At 69.5% G+C, this 15,701-nt stretch carries 16 protein-coding genes; 5 read left to right on the forward strand and 11 right to left on the reverse strand.

What is annotated here, in order from left to right; genetic code table 11:
* Positions 1-82: 82 nt before the first annotated feature.
* The 3 genes from CUT39_RS08885 to CUT39_RS08895 form a co-directional block, all read right to left on the reverse strand.
* Positions 83-559, reverse strand: a complete 477-nt coding sequence (locus CUT39_RS08885) for a hypothetical protein (RefSeq protein ID WP_157930566.1) — start codon at positions 557-559, stop codon at positions 83-85.
* 74 nt (positions 560-633) lie between these two features.
* On the reverse strand, positions 634-1,101 hold the full coding sequence (locus CUT39_RS08890; protein ID WP_100446111.1) for a ribose-5-phosphate isomerase: 468 nt from the start codon (positions 1,099-1,101) through the stop codon (positions 634-636).
* Between the two features lie 10 nt (positions 1,102-1,111).
* Positions 1,112-2,317: a DUF1015 family protein gene (locus tag CUT39_RS08895; RefSeq protein ID WP_100445681.1), complete on the reverse strand. Its 1,206-nt coding sequence runs from the start codon at positions 2,315-2,317 to the stop codon at positions 1,112-1,114.
* Between the two features lie 103 nt (positions 2,318-2,420).
* Between CUT39_RS08895 and pepN the strand changes: the two genes are divergently transcribed.
* Together pepN and CUT39_RS08905 are read left to right on the forward strand one after the other, a co-directional pair.
* Positions 2,421-4,964: an aminopeptidase N gene (gene pepN / locus CUT39_RS08900; RefSeq protein WP_100445683.1), complete on the forward strand. Its 2,544-nt coding sequence runs from the start codon at positions 2,421-2,423 to the stop codon at positions 4,962-4,964.
* 143 nt (positions 4,965-5,107) lie between these two features.
* The gene (locus CUT39_RS08905) at positions 5,108-6,034 is read left to right on the forward strand and encodes a hypothetical protein (protein ID WP_157930567.1); all 927 of its coding nucleotides are present in this window, start codon (positions 5,108-5,110) and stop codon (positions 6,032-6,034) included.
* A 57-nt stretch (positions 6,035-6,091) separates the two neighbouring features.
* On the opposite strand, the gene CUT39_RS08910 is transcribed toward CUT39_RS08905, so the two are convergent.
* From CUT39_RS08910 to CUT39_RS08920, 3 genes are all read right to left on the reverse strand, one after another.
* Positions 6,092-6,526: a DUF5130 family protein gene (locus tag CUT39_RS08910; RefSeq protein WP_100445687.1), complete on the reverse strand. Its 435-nt coding sequence runs from the start codon at positions 6,524-6,526 to the stop codon at positions 6,092-6,094.
* Positions 6,513-6,800: an aa3-type cytochrome oxidase subunit CtaJ gene (ctaJ, locus tag CUT39_RS08915; protein WP_100445689.1), complete on the reverse strand. Its 288-nt coding sequence runs from the start codon at positions 6,798-6,800 to the stop codon at positions 6,513-6,515. Before ctaJ ends, CUT39_RS08910 begins: the two co-directional genes overlap by 14 nt.
* A 192-nt stretch (positions 6,801-6,992) precedes the next feature.
* A complete protein-coding gene (locus CUT39_RS08920) occupies positions 6,993-7,514 on the reverse strand; it encodes an HNH endonuclease (protein ID WP_100445691.1) in 522 nt (173 codons plus the stop codon).
* Between the two features lie 291 nt (positions 7,515-7,805).
* Between CUT39_RS08920 and CUT39_RS08925 the strand changes: the two genes are divergently transcribed.
* Together CUT39_RS08925 and CUT39_RS08930 are read left to right on the forward strand one after the other, a co-directional pair.
* Complete coding sequence (locus CUT39_RS08925; RefSeq protein ID WP_100445693.1) at positions 7,806-8,816, forward strand: mechanosensitive ion channel family protein; 1,011 nt, start codon at positions 7,806-7,808, stop codon at positions 8,814-8,816.
* A 98-nt stretch (positions 8,817-8,914) separates the two neighbouring features.
* A complete protein-coding gene (locus tag CUT39_RS08930; RefSeq protein ID WP_100445695.1) occupies positions 8,915-9,346 on the forward strand; it encodes a globin in 432 nt (143 codons plus the stop codon).
* 129 nt (positions 9,347-9,475) lie between these two features.
* On the opposite strand, the gene CUT39_RS08935 is transcribed toward CUT39_RS08930, so the two are convergent.
* From CUT39_RS08935 to ettA, 5 genes are all read right to left on the reverse strand, one after another.
* Positions 9,476-10,132 (reverse strand): hypothetical protein, encoded by a 657-nt coding sequence (locus CUT39_RS08935; protein WP_157930568.1) that lies wholly within the window; start codon positions 10,130-10,132, stop codon positions 9,476-9,478.
* 142 nt (positions 10,133-10,274) lie between these two features.
* Positions 10,275-11,030: a type III secretion system chaperone family protein gene (locus CUT39_RS08940; RefSeq protein ID WP_198586996.1), complete on the reverse strand. Its 756-nt coding sequence runs from the start codon at positions 11,028-11,030 to the stop codon at positions 10,275-10,277.
* A 316-nt stretch (positions 11,031-11,346) separates the two neighbouring features.
* Entirely contained in the window at positions 11,347-11,901 is a 555-nt protein-coding gene (locus CUT39_RS08945; protein WP_100445699.1) for a hypothetical protein, read from the reverse strand.
* A complete protein-coding gene (locus tag CUT39_RS08950; protein WP_100445701.1) occupies positions 11,889-12,290 on the reverse strand; it encodes an acyl-CoA thioesterase in 402 nt (133 codons plus the stop codon). Before CUT39_RS08950 ends, CUT39_RS08945 begins: the two co-directional genes overlap by 13 nt.
* A gap of 1 nt (position 12,291) precedes the next feature.
* On the reverse strand, positions 12,292-13,968 hold the full coding sequence (ettA, locus tag CUT39_RS08955) for an energy-dependent translational throttle protein EttA (RefSeq protein WP_100445703.1): 1,677 nt from the start codon (positions 13,966-13,968) through the stop codon (positions 12,292-12,294).
* A 37-nt stretch (positions 13,969-14,005) separates the two neighbouring features.
* Here ettA and CUT39_RS08960 point away from each other — a divergent pair, with 37 nt between their 5' ends.
* On the forward strand, positions 14,006-15,655 hold the full coding sequence (locus CUT39_RS08960; RefSeq protein ID WP_408611127.1) for an alpha,alpha-trehalose-phosphate synthase (UDP-forming): 1,650 nt from the start codon (positions 14,006-14,008) through the stop codon (positions 15,653-15,655).
* The last annotated feature ends 46 nt before the right edge of the window (positions 15,656-15,701 follow it).

Below are 15,701 nucleotides of genomic sequence, written 5' to 3' on the forward strand. Positions count from 1 at the left end.
CACGTTGCACGCCAACGAGGCCCGTGAGCTGGGCCGGCGCGGGCGGTCGCGGCTCCGGAACCGTGTCGCGGCGAAAGCGCGGTCAGCGGTTGCCGCCCCAGGGACTCTCGCCCTGCGGCGGCGGCGAGGCCGGCGGGGCCGGAGGAGGGGCGCCCGCGCTCGGCGGCTGGGCGCCGAATCCGGGGCCCGGGGGCTGGCCGTAGGAGCTGGCCGGCGGGGCCGGAGCGGGCTGCTCGGAGTTCATCGGCTCGAAGCCGACGCCTCCGGGGCGCGGCGGCGGTGCCGCGGGCGGCGGCTGCTCGCCGACGCGGTCGTAACTGCCCATCGCCGGCCCGGCCGCGCCGGACGGGGCGCCGCGGCCCAGCGACCACAGCGCCGGGGAGAAGGCGATGCTCAGGATGCCGGCCATCACCGCCCACTGCTCGCGGGGCACCTCCGACCCGAACAGGAAGGTGGTGTCGGCGCGATGGTGCGTGATGGACTCGACCAGGAGCGACACCGCGAACAAGAGCGTGATCACCTGGAGTGCGTGAAGGAGAACGCGAAGACCTTTAGACATGTGTTGACGCTACCAACCGGTGTCCACAAACTCCAGGTTCGCGACCTTCGACTCCGGCCGTCGCCGGAGGCCGATCAGGACGTCTCGGGCAGCTCGCGGGTCCGCTCGTACTCGGTGAGCTGGTCGATACGGCGCTGGTGGCGTTCGGAGCCCGAGAACGACTCCTCGATGAACGCCTCGGCGAAGGCGGTCGCCTCCTCCAGGCCGTGCATCCGCCCGCCGATGGCCAGCACGTTGGCGTCGTTGTGCTGCCTGCCCAGCTTGGCGGTCTCGACGCTCCAGGCCAGGGCCGACCGGCAGCCGGCTACCTTGTTGGCCGCGATCTGCTCGCCGTTGCCCGAACCGCCGACGACGATCCCGAGACTGCCGGGGTCGGCCACGACCTTCGCGGCGGCGTTCAAGCAGTACGGCGGGTAGTCGTCCTCGGGGTCGAACTCGAACGGTCCGACGTCCACCACCTCGTGGCCCAGGCCGCCGAAGTGCTTGACCAGATGGTCCTTGAGCTCCAGGCCGGCGTGGTCGGAACCGAGATAGATGCGCACGGTCGTCACCCTAACCCTTCGGCAGCTCGGCGATGGTCAGACCGGCGCGCGCCTTCGGCACGAACCAGGTCGACTTGCGCGGCATCTTCAGCCGCTGCAGGTTCACGTCGATGAAGTCGTCCACTGTGACCGGGGCGATGAGGATCGCCAGGTCGGCCTCGCCCGAGTCGACCTGCTCGACCAGCCATGAGGCCGGGTAGTCGCCGCCGACGTAGGTGATGCGCTTGTCGCCGGCGTCGCGACCGAGCAGCCCGTTGAAGACCTCCTGCTCGATGCGGGTGTGGTCGAGCCGGTCCACCACCGACCCTTCAGCATCCGGGAAGGAGACCTCCCAGGTCCGGCCGGAACCGTAGAACACGACCGTGCCGCCGGACTCCGGGGTCCGCGGCGGGCCGTCGACCTCGGCGACGGTCGCACCGATCTGGGCGACCTGCTGGACCAACTGCGCGGCCGAACCGGGCAGCCCGGACACGAGCCGGTGGTAGGGGCGGATCGTGACCGACTGCGGGGTGGTCACGACCGCCAGGAAGCGGTCGAGCCCGCCGACCTGCGCGGCCAGCGAGCGGTGGTTGCCGTCGGCCACGATCAGGTCGCCGTCGCCTGCCAGAGCGGCCAGCTCGGCGCCGGCGGCGCCGCCGATAGGCCAGATCTCGTGGGTGCGACCGGCCTCGTCGACGTCGGCGACGACCGGAGCGCCGGCCTCGCCGATGGCGGCCTCGATCGCGGCGTGGAGGCGCTCGCCGCCGGTGGACTGGAGCAGCAGGACCGGGCTGAGCAGGTGGCGCAGCCGCTGGTTGAGCTCGTTGCGCTGTTCGACCTTCTCGATGAACACCTCTTCGTTGCGGATGACCTTGCCCGGCTCGTCGGCCGCCGAGGAGATCTCGGAGGTGTCGACCATGCAGAACAGGCCGTAGGCCACCGGCTCCGCTCCCCCGCTGATGCGGTAGGCGACCGCGACGTCGCCGAAGGACGCGAAGCGGCCTGCCTCCTGGAGGGCGCCGAGCCGCTCGGCCGCGCCCTGGAGGGCCTGCTCGAAGGTCAGTCCCGCGGCCACCGCCTCGGGCGTGTGGGCGGGCATCTCGACCCCCAGCACGCTCGCCGGATTGGCCTCGATGATCCGCGTTATCTCGGTTTCGTCGGGGAACTCGTCGTAATTCCTGGCACCGGTCTGACCAGTGGAAAGCCAGGCCTGCTCAATCGGATGTGCTGCACTCACGCCGCCAGGGTAATGGAGCTTCCCGCTCTCGCCGCGCCCACCGAGACGGCTCCCGGGATATGACACACTTCTGACTATCCGATCCAAAGAGACTGGAGGCAAAGTGGCGGCAACGCACATTCTCACGCGGGACGAGGCTCAGCGGCGCGCCGAGCTGCTCACCGTCGACTCCTACACCGTGGAGCTCGACCTCACCGGCCACAATGAAGGCGACACCTTCACCTCCCGCACTTCGGTGGAGTTCGACTGCGCCGAACCCGGCGCCGAGACCTTCATCGAGATCGCGGCCGAACGCATCGAGAAAGCCTCACTCAACGGCGAACCGCTCGACCTCTCGCAGTTCGACCCCAAGACCGGGCTCCGGATCGGGAACCTGGCCGCCCGGAACACCCTCCTGGTCGACGCCGTCTGCGCCTACTCGACCGACGGACAGGGCCTGCACCGCATGACCGACCCGGTCGACGACGAGACCTACCTGTACTCCCAGTTCGAGGTGGCCGACGCCCAGCGCGTCTACGCCTGCTTCGACCAGCCCGACCTCAAGGCCTCGTTCACCTTCCGGGTGCGGACCCCCGACCACTGGCAGATCATCTCGAACATGCCGGTCGCCGGAGAGCAGGCCGTCGAGGAGCCCGGCGCCAAGGTGACGATGTTCGAGACCTCGCCGCCGATGAGCCCGTACGTGACGGCGATCTGCGCCGGGCCCTACTTCGGGGTCCACGACACCCACGACGGCATCCACCTGGGCCTGTACTGCCGCCAGTCCATGAAGCGGTACCTCGACTCCGAGGGCGTCTTCGAGATCACCCGCCAGGGCTTCGACCACTTCCACTCCAAGTTCGGGGTGCGCTACCCGCTGCCGAAGTACGACCAGGTCTTCGCGCCCGAATACAACTTCGGCGCGATGGAGAACTTCGGCTGCATCACCATCGCCGAGGCCTCCTTCCTGTTCCGCAGCCAGGTCACCGACTTCGAGCTGGAGCAGCGCGCCAACGTGATCCTCCACGAGATGGCGCACATGTGGTTCGGCGACCTGGTGACCATGCGCTGGTGGGACGACCTGTGGCTGAACGAGTCGTTCGCCGAATGGGCCAGCCACTGGGCCAACGTCGAAGCCACCCGCTTCTCGGGGGCCTGGACGACATTCCTGTCGGCCCGCAAGAACTGGGGCTACGGCCAGGACCAGCAGCCCACCACGCACCCGGTGTACGCCGAGATGCCCGACACCGAGTCGGTGCAGGCCAACTTCGACGGCATCACCTACGCCAAGGGCGCCTCGATCCTCAAGCAACTGGTCGCCTACGTCGGCATCGACCCGTTCCTGAAGGGGCTGCAGGCCTACTTCGAGAAGCACAAGTGGGGCAACGCGATCTTCTCCGACCTCCTCAGCGAACTGGAGGCCGCCTGCGGCAAGCCGCTTACCGAATTCGCCGACACCTGGCTGCGCACCGCCGGGGTCTCGACCCTGCGGCCGGAGCTCGAGGTCGACGCCGACGGCAACTACTCCCGGGTCGCGGTGCTCCAAGAGGTCCCGACCGAGCACCCGACGACCCGCACGCACCGCATCGCGATCGGCCTGTACGACCTGGAGGGCGAGCGACTGGCGCGGCGCGACCGGATCGAGGTCGACGTGAGCGGCTCCTCGACCGAGGTGGAGGCGCTGACCGGAACCGAGCAGGCGGACCTGCTGCTGCTCAACGACGACGACCTGACGTACGCGAAGCTCCGGCTCGACGAGCGGTCGCTGGCGACCACGGTCGAGCGCACCGCGTCGCTGGCCGACTCGCTGCCGCGGGCCCTGATCTGGGCCGCGGCCTGGGACATGCTCCGCGACGCCGAACTGCCGGCCCGCCGGTTCGTGGCACAGGGAGCCTCCAACCTCACCGCCGAGACCGACATCAACATCGTGACCGTCGAGCAGCGCCACGTGGCCGGATCGCTGGCCTACGCCGACCCGGCGGCCCGCGCCGAGCTGCGCGAGCAGTGGGCGCGGGCGGCGCGGGCGGCGATGGAGGCGGCCGCGCCCGGCGGCGACGCCCAGCGGTCCTGGGCCAAGGCGTACGCCTCGGCTTCGCGTTCGGAGGCCGACCTGGAGCGAGTGCGCGGCTGGCTGGAGGGCCGCGACGTGCCCGAAGGGCTGGCCGTGGACGCCGACCTGCGGTGGGCGCTGCTGACCGGCCTGGTCGCCGTGGGCGCGGCCGGTGAGGAGGCGATCGACCTCGAGCTCGACCGAGACGACACCGCCGACGGCAAGCGGCTGTCGTACATCGCCCGCGCGGCGGTGCCGACCGAGGCCGCCAAGGAGCGGGCCTGGGAACGGATCGTCGACCCCGACACCGAGAACTACGTGCGCCGGTCGTCGATGATCGGCTTCGCCCCGCTCGACCACGTCGACCTGGTGCGGCCGTACCTGGAGCGCTACCTGGAGGCGCTCCCGCAACTGTGGGAGAAGCTCGGCGCCCAGCAGGCCGTGGAGTTCTCGAAGCTGGCGTTCCCGTCGAACCTGATCGAACCCGAAACGCTCGACGTGCTCGACCGCTGGCTGGAGGAGGACCGGCCCGCTCAGGTCAAGCGCGGCGTGGCCGAGGGGCGGGCCGACATCGCCCGCGCGCTCAAGGGCCGCGAACGCGACCGAGCCGCCGGTTAGCCGACCGTGTCCGTGGCTCCGGGACGTTCGTCCCGGAGCCACGAGCGCTGTCCAGGCCATTGGTAGGCTCAACTCCCGTCCGGCCCCTCTCGGCGGCGCCCACGAGCCGCCGACCGGCTCACAGTCAGAAGGAGAGAGCGGTCTTGTCTGCGCTTTTGCCGGTGTTCGTCATCAGCGCCACGCTCGTGGCGCTGTTCGGGATCGTCCTGCCGCTGCTGCTGCTCGGTCCCGTGATGGCCTCCCGCGCCCGGCCCCAGCCCCAGCAGTTGCTGTTCGCGGTCATGCTGCTCATCCCCAGCGTCGCAATCGGGTCGGTGTTCCTGTCCTGGTGGGCGATATCGTGGCTGGAGTCGACCGAGGCCCCCGCACCCGTACTGGTCGGGATCGCGCTGGTCGTGGCCGCCACCGTCGGACTCCTGGCACCGCTGCGCCTCCCCGGGCGGAACGGGCCGTTCTGGCTCAAGCCGCTGCTCGGCCTCGGCGCCGGCGTGCTGGTACCGGTCGCGGTCATGGAGAGCATCGTGGTCGGGCTCCACGAGGCCGCCGCCACCGCGGTCGGCGTGGTCGTGCTCGCCGTGCTCATCGGGGTCTTCCGGGTGCTCGGCCGGCCGCTGGCCGAGCACCGCCGGGCCAAGCAGGCGCGCGACTCGATCGAGCGCTTCCAGGGGCAATTGGTGGACGTGGACGATCAAGAGTGGCGGCTGACCGGCGCCCGCGGCGACGCGGACCGGATCGTGCTGCACTACGACGGCGAGCAGGACGGCAAGAAGCTCGGCGCGCGGCTGCTGCTCGAACGCGACATGGACTGGGTGCCGACGCCCAAGGAGAACGAGGCGGCGGTGTTCGAGCTCGCCCGGGGCCTGGGCGGACAGCCGACAGAAGCGGTGCTGGCGCAGAAGGAGCTGGGAACCCCGGCGACGCTGACGCTGCGCATCCCCGGCACGACGGTGCTGTCGATCCGGGAGACCGTGGCCGATTCGCTGTCGTGGGTCGAGTTCGTCGGGAAACTGGAACTGATCGACGCCGACGCCATGCTGCAACGCCGGATGCCGACCGCCGAGGAACGATAGGGCCCGCAACCGGAAGCGCCGACCGGGACCGATCCCGGTCGGCGCCGTCGTTTCGGTTCAGGCCTCGCGGGCGGTCTCGGCCAGCATCCGCAGGCCGGTGATGACGCCCTCGCACAGCCGCCCGGCACCGAACGCCGCCTCCATGGAGAACACGACCAGGGCCGCCGAACGGTCCGGGATCCGGTCCTGGGCGAGCTTGCCGGTCACGATCTCCAGCCTGCGCTGCTCGGGCGAGACCGCGATGAGGACCGACCGGTCGGGCTCGGCGAGCCGGTCGTGCAGAGCCTCGGCGGCCCCGCGGACCGGATCCTGCAGCGGGCCGACGTAGACGCTGTAGTGCAGGCCGCCCCCGTCGCGCTCGGCGGTGCCGAGTGCCTCGTCGAGGTGCAGCAGCTCCTTGGTGTCGAATGGGCCGTCGAGGACGGCCGGCTGGATCCCCTCCGGGCCGGTGGCGGTCAGCGTCCGGCGGGCGATGTCGTTACCACTGGCCATGCGCGCCTCCCTTGGGTCCGCTGACGAAGTTCTCGTCGCCGCGCTCCTCGGCCCCGCCGGAGCCGGACTCGATCTCGGCGACCGTCTCGGTCCGGCCGTTGGCGCTCACCGCGCCTTCGCGGGCCACGAACCAGACCGGCTTGAAGTCGTAGGGCTGGTCGGGGCGGTACCGCGATTGCGGGCGCGGGTGCCTCAGGTAGATCACGGCGAATACCGCGACCACAACCAGGATCGGGGCGCCGAAGAGAATCAGCAGCTCCTGGAAGACCGTCATGTTGCTCCCCAAAATCAAGTACAGGGTGACCTCGGATCTCAGCCTAATCCAATTACGGCACTCACACCCCGGAGGTGGGGACGGGATGCGACCGGCCGCACTCTCACGGCGACGATCGGCGGTGATGAGCGGAGCCCGCCGGCGGACTGGCGTCCTTCCGGCGGGCTCCTCCGATGTCTTGCAGGGGGTGGGTCAGTTCACCCGCGCTCGCTCGTGGCGGCGGCGGGGCAGCCAGGCCTCCCAGGCGGGGTCCGGGCGGCGCTGGCCGCGGAATCCGCGCAGTTGCCAGCCCGAAGGCGGTCGCGGGGCGCGCGGCAGCCGCCAACCGAGCTCGGTGAGGGTGCGATCGCTCTTGCGGTGGTTGCACGGGGCGCAGGCCGCGACGACGTTGTCCCACGTGTGGGTGCCGCCCCGCGACCTGGGAAGGACGTGATCGATCGTCTCGGCCGACGAACCGCAGTACACGCAGCGCCATTCGTCGCGGACGAACACGCCGCGCCTGGAGGGGCTGGTGCCGACCTGCCGGGGGATCGCGACGTAGCGGTTGAGGCGGACGACAGCCGGAACGGGGATGTGCATGGTCTCACTGCGAAGAAAACCGTTACCCTCGGTAACGGTTTCGGCCTTCCGGGTCAGCAGTAGGACGGCCGCCCGCTTGACCGGTACTACGCACAGCGGTTCGTAGCTCTGGTTCAGGACGAGGGCGGAACCCATCGTGGTGGCGTTATGCGTGAACAGATTCGCATGGGCACTTGGGGAAGGATCGTCGCTGTCGAGCGTGCTCCTATGTCGAGGACCTATCACGGTGTCAAACCTCCAAGCCATCGGTCCCGTCAAGTTTGACCTAAATCTCAAGAAAATGCACCCCGGTTCGGTGGGATGTTCGGGAACGCGCGAATATCGTCTGGTCGAACGCCTGTTGACGAGGGGTTAGGGCAACCGTAACGTCGACGTCGGCCCGCTGCGGGCGGGCGCACCGATCCATTGACCCGCGGAAGGAAGATCGTGGAACTGCTTGCCGCAACCGGAGACTCCCCGTGCGAAACGGGCATCAACTCCTGTTCGCTCTTGTGGGGGCTTACCGAGAGCCAGGACTTCGCGCTCGACGGCGGGGCGTTCCTGGATCGCCTCTTCCACGTCCTGCTGATCCTGGTGGTCGCCCTCATCGTGCGATGGGTCGGCAATCGCTTCATCTCACGTCTGGTGAAACAGGTCACCAGCACCAAGCGGCCGCAGGCGATCGGCGAGATGAGCGGACTGAACGGACTGCTCGGCCCGGGCAACAACCGCCGGGAAGAACTGGTGGGCGACCGCAGCCGGGCCCGGTCCGAAACCCTCACCGGCGTGCTCCAGCACGTCAACGGCGTGGTCGTCATGACCGTGGCGTTCATGCTCATCCTGGGCGCCTTCGGCGTCAACCTGGCGCCGATCCTGGCCAGTGCGGGCATCGTGGGCGTCGCCCTCGGTTTCGGCGCGCAGGCGCTGGTGCAGGACTACCTGGCGGGTATCTTCATCCTCGCCGAGGACCAGTACGGCGTGGGCGACGTGGTCGACGTCGGCGAAGTCATCGGGACCATTGTGGATATGGGCCTGCGGGTCACCACCGTCAGGGCGCTCGACGGTTCCCTGTGGTACGTGCGCAACGGCCAGATCCTTCGCGTGGGCAACTCCAGCCAGAGCTGGGCCAACGTGATCCTTGACACGCCGCTGCCGCCGACGGCCGACGTGGACCGGTCGGCCGAGGTCATCATGGCCGCGATCCGCGAGTTCGCCCAGGACGAGGAGTGGAGCCAGGTCGTGCTCGATGAGCCCGAGTACCAGGGCGTCGCCAAGATGACGATCGACGAGATGACGCTCAGGACCGCCATCCGGACCTCCGGCGACATGCAGTGGGCCGCCGGGCGCGAGCTGCGCCGACGGATCAGCGAGGCGCTGCGGGAGGCCGGGATCTCCGACGACATGCGCGCGAGCCGGGTCTACGTGCCGCGCAGCATGGCGGGGCAGGCCAAGCAGTAGGCCGCGGTCGCCGGGTGAAGCGGTGATCTGCCGCGCAGTGGGTGTGACTCGCATCTGATTGGGTTTCTTTGGGGTCCGGTGGTTGGCAGTATGGGTACATGTCGACCTCCAACAGCCGGCGCGGCGTCGTGTCGCTCACCCCGACCGGCCAGCCCGCGCCCACCCAGTCCTTCTTCGAGGCGGTGGGCGGTGCCGAGACGTTCAAGCGGCTGACCGAAGCCTTTTACGACGAAGTCGCCCACGATGAGATCCTGCGCCCGCTCTATCCGGAGGAGGATCTGGCTCCGGCGGCCCGCCGCCTCCAGATGTTCCTGGAGCAGTACTGGGGCGGCCCGCACACCTACTCCGAGGAGCGCGGGCACCCGCGCCTGCGGATGCGCCACGCCTCATTCGTCATCGGCGAGCGCGAGCGCGACGCCTGGCTCCGCTGCATGCGCCACGCCATGGACACCGTCGAACTCCCCGAGGAGTACGACAAGGTCATGTGGGAGTACATGGAGCGGGCGGCGGACTTCATGCGGAACGCATGAAGCGGAAGCGCAGCATGCGGAACGCATGAAGCTAGGGAGCGGCATGCGGAACGCATGAAGCGGAAGCGCAGGATGCGGAACGCGTGAAGCGGTCGGCGGGCTCCGGCCGGTCGGCCCCGGCGCCTCCCGTCAGTTGCTGCACTGCCGTTCGGCTTCGCGGAAGAGTTCCTGGTCCTCGAGCTGGAATTCGATGTACTCGTCGGTGAGCAGTTCCTCGATGTCCTCGGCGCCGTAGTCGATGTCGCCGTCGTACTCGTGCTCGGCCCATTCCTCGAAGGCGGCCTTGCACTCGTCGAACTCCTCGGAGAGGCTCTGGAGCTCCTCCAGGCTGTTGCTCAGGCCCGCGTTCTGATCCTCCAGCTCGGCTTCGGAGGCTTCGAGAGCCTCGATGTCGGCGGCCTGCTCGTCGGCCTCGCTCGACTTCTGCGCGAACAGCACCCCCAGCATCCCGGCGGTCACGGCGAGCACTCCGGCCAGGATCGACAGGGTGATGATCGCGCCGCGGCCGGGTCTGCGGGGCGGCGGGGGCGGTCCCACGGGGATCGGGCCGGTAGTGCCGGGGGGCGGCGGAGCCGCGGCGAACTGCTGCGTCGGCTGCACGGGCGGCGGCGGAGCGGCCGGCCCCTGGCCGGCCGGCGGCGGCGTCATGCCGGGTGCCGGCGGCCGCGGCGTTCCGGCCTCCGGGGACGGCCCCGCAGGGGCGGCGGGCGAATCGGAGGACTGCGACGGATTCGAGGGTTGGCCGGGTCGTTCGGGCTGCTGGTCTTCCGGGGGGAGGGAGGTCATTCCGGGCTCCGGGTCCGTCGGGGTCATACGGGCACCCAGATGATACCGGTGCCCCGATGGTCGCGCCGTCCCGTTGGGCGGCCGAGCGATGCCGATTCACCTCTCCGGCGCCCACGGGCGGCAGGCCACTGGGGACCGTGAGCTAGAGCAACTCCCCTTCGAGCCATTCCACGAAGGTGCCGGAGATCGCCGTTCCGCAGTCGATCAGCTCTTCGAGTAGCGCATCGGTGATGCCGGGCCGGACCGGGACCTGGATCTCGCCGAACACCGGCAGCGACCCGGATTCGGTCGGCTCGCCGAGGTAGGCCTTGAGGAACCGGCGCGTCCGGTTCCACTCGTTCATGGCGGCGAAGCCGCGCTCGGCCCAGTCGCGGGGCACGGTCTGGTAGGCGCGGGCGCGCAGCACCAGGATGTCGCCGTCGGACCCCTCGGCGCGCACCTGCACGATGTGGCGCTCCCAGAGCGCCACGATGCCGCCGTTCTCGTCGACGAGGTAGCGGATGTCGAGGTTCTTGAGCGCGGCGATGATCCTGGCGGCGCCCAGCGGCGCCGACCCGTCCTTGGAGCTCCGGGCGATCTGCTCGAGGTCGGAGACGAAATCGGGGTCGATCTCCTCCAGGTCGCGCTTGATCAGTTGCCAGCGCTCGGTCTCGGAGATCTGCTCGCGCTCGGGCCCCATGGCGAGCGGCTCGGCGGCGGCGTGGCCGAATTCACGGCTCTCGGCGCAGGGCACGGCGTACTCGGGAGCCTCGCGCGGCTCCGTGCGCGGGCTCGGCACCGCGCTCGGCTGTCCGCCGCGGGCCTGGGCTCGCTCGGAGGAGTCGCCGAGCCCGCCGTCGGCTCCGGCGATCGGCTCGTCCTTCGCGTCGCGCTTCCTGCTGCTGCGCCACCATGCCATGGTCGTCGTCCGCCTTCCCACCCAAAAATGCGAATCACTGGCAGTACATGGGTTTTCGGTACACGTTTCCGCTTGGCTGAGCTTAAGCGGATTTGCGTCCCTTCGAGCATTGCAAAATTACTTCCGCTCGCGCCGAGCAGCCTAGGGCTTCCCACCGACAATGCACAACCGTCAGTCATTCCTGACCAAAAGTATGAACCCTGGTGCACGTGCGCGGGTCCGCTAACGATCGACTGTCGCCTGTCTCATACGCCGAAGCAAGCAACGACCCGGAAGATCATCGGAGCGTCGGATATCCGTCACTGACCGGGTCGGTTCAGAGGAGGGGGAGGCCGCGTTCGCGTTCCCAGACGGCGCCGTAGGTCGCCGCGAGGCCGACGCGGCGGCCGGCGCGGAGCACCCGGACCGGGTCGTCGCCGACGAACCTCATGCGCATCACGGCGACCACGAGCCGGAACTCCACCGGGTACTCGCGCCCCTCGTGCTGGACGCGCAGTGCGACGTGGTCGAGCAGGACGTCGCGCAGGCGGCGGTCGCCGATGCCCTGGCCGCGCCGCTGCCGCAGCGCCTCGGCCGCCTGCCGGTCCATGGCGGTTATGTCGGCCGCGGGCACGGCCTCGATGGTCTCCCAGCGTCCGGCGGGGAGCCGCCCGCGCCAGTCGGCGTCGGGGCGGGGCTCGATCCTGCCTTCGCTGAGGTCGCCGGCCCGGTAGACGGCGTCGGGGAGCTCCCCGGCGCTCTCGCGGGCGGCCAGCGCCCCGATGGGGAGGGAGGCCCACAGCCGGCCCTCGCGCACGCGGACGAGCGCGTCCGGGTCGAGTCGGGCGACGCGGGCGGCGAACGCCGCGTCGTCGGGGTCTAGTCCTGCCATCGGCGCAGGAAGGCCCGCTCGGGCTCGGTGAGGCGGCGCGGCCGGCCCTCGGCGGTGTCGTAGGGGACCAGGACCGATCTGGCGCGCGCGCACAGCTTGCCGTCGGCGAACACCTCGTAGGCGAGGGCGAACGAGGCGTTCCCGGGCTCCTCGGTCCGGATCTCGACGCGCACGTCGGCCGGGACGGTCACCGGCAGGATGTAGTCGATCTCGTGGCGGGCCACGACCACGCCCTCCCGGAAGCCGGGGAGGCCCGCCTCCGCGGCGACGGTGAACATCATCGCGACGCGGGCCTCTTCGAGCAGCACCATGTACTGGTTGTTGTTGACGTGCCCGAAGGAGTCCATGTCCGACCAGCGCAGCGCCGGCTCGGTGACGAAGCGCGCCATGCTAGCCCCTCGTGAGCTTGCGGTGGGTGACCCGGTGGGGCTTGACCGCGTCGGCTCCGAGCCGGTCGATCTTGTTCTTCTCGTAGGCCTCGAAGTTGCCCTCGAACCAGAACCAGCGGGGTTCGCCCTTCTCGTCCTCGCCCTCCCAGGCCAGGATGTGGGTGGCGACGTGGTCGAGGAAGGCCCGGTCGTGGCTGATGACCACCGCGCAGCCGGGGAACTCCAGCAGCGCGTTCTCCAGGCTGGAGAGTGTCTCGACGTCGAGGTCGTTGGTGGGCTCGTCGAGCAGCAGCACGTTGCCGCCCTGCTTGAGGGTGAGCGCCAGGTTGAGGCGGTTCCGCTCGCCGCCGGAGAGCACCTTGACCGGCTTCTGCTGGTCGGGGCCCTTGAAGCCGAACGCGGCGATGTAGGCGCGCGAGGGCATCTCGACCTTGCCGACCATGAGGTAGTCGAGGCCGTCGGAGACGGTCTCCCAGACGGTCTTGTCGCCGAGGCCGGCGCGGGCCTGGTCGACGTACGACAGTTGCACGGTCGGGCCGATGTTGACGTCGCCGGAGTCGGGCTGCTCGAGGCCGACGATGGTCTTGAACAGCGTGGTCTTGCCGACGCCGTTGGGACCGATGATCCCGGTGATGCCGTTGCGCGGCAGGCTGAAGTTCAGGCCGTTGATGAGCGTCTCGCCGTCGAAGCCCTTGTGGAGGTCCTTGACCTCGATCACGGAGTTGCCCAGGCGCGGGCCCGGCGGGATCTGGATCTCCTCGAAGTCGAGCTTGCGGGTCTTCTCGGCCTCGGCGGCCATCTCCTCGTAGCGGCCCAGGCGCGCCTTGGACTTGGTCTGGCGGCCCTTGGCGTTGGAGCGGACCCATTCGAGCTCGTCCTGGAGGCGCTTGCGCATCTTGGCGTCCTTGCGGCCCTCCACGGCCATGCGCTCGGCCTTCTTCTCCAGGTAGGTGGAGTAGTTGCCCTCGTAGGGATAGGTGCGGCCGCGGTCGAGCTCCAGGATCCACTCGGCGACGTTGTCGAGGAAGTACCTGTCGTGGGTGATGGCGACCACGGCGCCGGAGTAGTCGGCGAGGTGGCGTTCGAGCCAGAGCACGCTCTCGGCGTCCAGGTGGTTGGTGGGCTCGTCGAGCAGCAGCAGGTCGGGCTCCTCGAGCAGCAGCTTGCAGAGGGCCACGCGGCGCCGCTCGCCGCCGGAGAGGTGGGTGACCGCCCAGTCCCCGGGCGGGCAGCGCAGGGCGTCCATGGCCTGCTCCAGGCGCGAGTCGAGCTCCCAGGCATTGGCGGCGTCGAGCTCCTCCTGGAGGCGCCCCATCTCCGCCATCAGTTCGTCGGAGTAGTCGGTGGCCATCTGGGCGGCGACCTCGTTGAAGCGGTCGAGCTTGGCCTGGGTGGGCGCGACGGCCTCCTGGACGTTCTCCATGACGGTCTTGGACTCGTTGAGGGGCGGCTCCTGGGCGAGCATGCCGACGGTGGCCCCGGGGGCGAGGCGGGCCTCTCCGTTGGTCACCTGGTCCTGCCCGGCCATGATCCTGAGCAGGCTCGACTTGCCGGCGCCGTTGGGGCCGACCACGCCGATCTTCGCCCCGGGCAGGAAGTACAAGGTCACGTCGTCGAGGACGACCTTGTCTCCGTGCGCTCGGCGCGCTTTCTCCATGGTGTAAATGAACTGGGCCACACTGATCCTTCGACGTCACAGGGAATCGATCCGCTCAATGATGACAAGCGCCGCCCGTTTCCCGCCATTCGCCCCGCCCGGCCGTTCAAATGGGTCACCTCGGCGGTCCGCACCGATCTCGGGCCGATCCGCCCGCCCGGTGGCCGGCGGGCGCGGATTCCCAGTTCGGCCGCCGGATGCGCAATCCCCGCCGGGAACCGGCGAATCGATCCGGGATACTTGCCGTAAAGGAGGGACTACAAAATTGAGCAACGCATCCTTCATCGTCGTAGCCAACCGCCTCCCCGTCGACGCCGTCGTCGACGACGAGGGAAACACAACCTGGCGCCGATCCCCAGGCGGCCTCGTCACCGCCCTCGAACCAGTCCTCCAGGCGAACCAGGGCACGTGGATCGGCTGGGCCGGCAGGCCCGGCGAGGCCCCCGATTCGTTCGAGGCCGACGGCATCAAGCTGCTGCCGGTCGAGCTAAGCGCCGACGAGATCAAGCGGTACTACGAGGGGTTCTCCAACGCCTCGCTGTGGCCGCTCTACCACGACGCGGTCGAACCGCGGGTATTCCGCCGCTCGTGGTGGAAGTCGTATTACGAGGTCAACGCCCGGTTCGCCGAGGTGTGCGCGGCCGAGGCCGCGCCCGGCGCGGTGGTGTGGATCCAGGACTACCAGCTCCAGCTCGTCCCGGCCATGCTCCGCGAGCGGCGCCCCGACCTGCGCATCGGCTTCTTCCTGCACATTCCGTTCCCGCCGGTCGAGCTGTTCATGCAGCTTCCCCAGCGCATGGAGATCCTCAAGGGGCTGCTCGGGGCCGACCTGGTCGGATTCCAGCGCCCGCTGGCGGCGCAGAACTTTCTCTCGCTCACCCGCCACCTGCTCGGCCACCGGCCCCGCGGCCACTACGTCACCGTCGACGACCGCCTGGTCAGGGCCGACGCCTTCGCCATCTCGATCGACACCTCCTTCAACGAGGAGGTCGCGGGCACCGACCGCGCCCGCCAGCGCGCCAAGGAGCTCCGCGCCGAGCTGGGCGATCCGGACACGGTGATCCTGGGCGTGGACCGGCTCGACTACACCAAGGGCATCGAGCAGCGGCTCAAGGCGTTCCGCGAGCTGCTCGAGGACGGCCGCTTCGAGGTGCCGAAGACGGTCATGGTGCAGGTGGCGACCCCGAGCCGGGAGCGGGTCGAGCAGTACAAGGTCCTGCGTGAGCGAGTCGAACGTGAGGTCGGTCGCATCAACGGCGAGTTCGGCCAGGTCGGCCTTCCGGCCGTCCACTACCTCCACCAATCGTTCGACAAGCACGAGCTTGCGGCGCTGTACCAGGCGGCCGACGTCATGGCGGTCACGCCGATGCGGGACGGCATGAACCTGGTCGCCAAGGAGTACGTCGCGAGCCAGATCGAGAACAACGGTGCGTTGGTTCTGAGCGAGTTCGCCGGTGCCGCAGGCGATCTGCGGCAGGCATACCTCGTGAACCCGCACGATTTGACCGATTTGAAAGACGGATTTGTGACAGCGGCGGAGTCGTCGCCGGAGGATAAGATGAAGAGGATGCGCGCGATGAGGCGCTATCTGCGCAAGCACGACGTCAATCGCTGGGCCCGCAGCTTCCTCACGGCGCTAGGAGTTCCGGAGCGCAGCGCGGCGTACAATCCGGGCAGCTCGACCGCCGTCGATGCGGCGGAAGGCTAGAGAGGCATCAGCCCGCATTCCGAAACTGACCGGTGTTGGAGATACG

This window comes from Glycomyces xiaoerkulensis, assembly GCF_002798405.1.
GTDB classification, from domain to species: domain Bacteria; phylum Actinomycetota; class Actinomycetes; order Mycobacteriales; family Micromonosporaceae; genus Glycomyces; species Glycomyces xiaoerkulensis.

Excerpts from the sequence above, each read along its gene's own strand:
- CUT39_RS08950 (WP_100445701.1), bottom strand. The coding sequence starts at position 12,290 with ATGGCGCGCTTCGTCACCGAGCCGGCGCTGCGCTGGTCGGACATGGAC.
- CUT39_RS08945 (WP_100445699.1), bottom strand. The coding sequence starts at position 11,901 with ATGGCAGGACTAGACCCCGACGACGCGGCGTTCGCCGCCCGCGTCGCC.
- CUT39_RS08920 (WP_100445691.1), bottom strand. The coding sequence starts at position 7,514 with ATGGGTTCCGCCCTCGTCCTGAACCAGAGCTACGAACCGCTGTGCGTA.
- CUT39_RS08935 (WP_157930568.1), bottom strand. The coding sequence starts at position 10,132 with ATGACCTCCCTCCCCCCGGAAGACCAGCAGCCCGAACGACCCGGCCAA.
- CUT39_RS08960 (WP_408611127.1), top strand. The coding sequence starts at position 14,006 with ATGATGACAAGCGCCGCCCGTTTCCCGCCATTCGCCCCGCCCGGCCGT.
- CUT39_RS08885 (WP_157930566.1), bottom strand. The coding sequence starts at position 559 with ATGTCTAAAGGTCTTCGCGTTCTCCTTCACGCACTCCAGGTGATCACG.
- CUT39_RS08940 (WP_198586996.1), bottom strand. The coding sequence starts at position 11,030 with ATGGCATGGTGGCGCAGCAGCAGGAAGCGCGACGCGAAGGACGAGCCG.
- CUT39_RS08930 (WP_100445695.1), top strand. The coding sequence starts at position 8,915 with ATGTCGACCTCCAACAGCCGGCGCGGCGTCGTGTCGCTCACCCCGACC.
- CUT39_RS08910 (WP_100445687.1), bottom strand. The coding sequence starts at position 6,526 with ATGGCCAGTGGTAACGACATCGCCCGCCGGACGCTGACCGCCACCGGC.
- ctaJ (WP_100445689.1), bottom strand. The coding sequence starts at position 6,800 with ATGACGGTCTTCCAGGAGCTGCTGATTCTCTTCGGCGCCCCGATCCTG.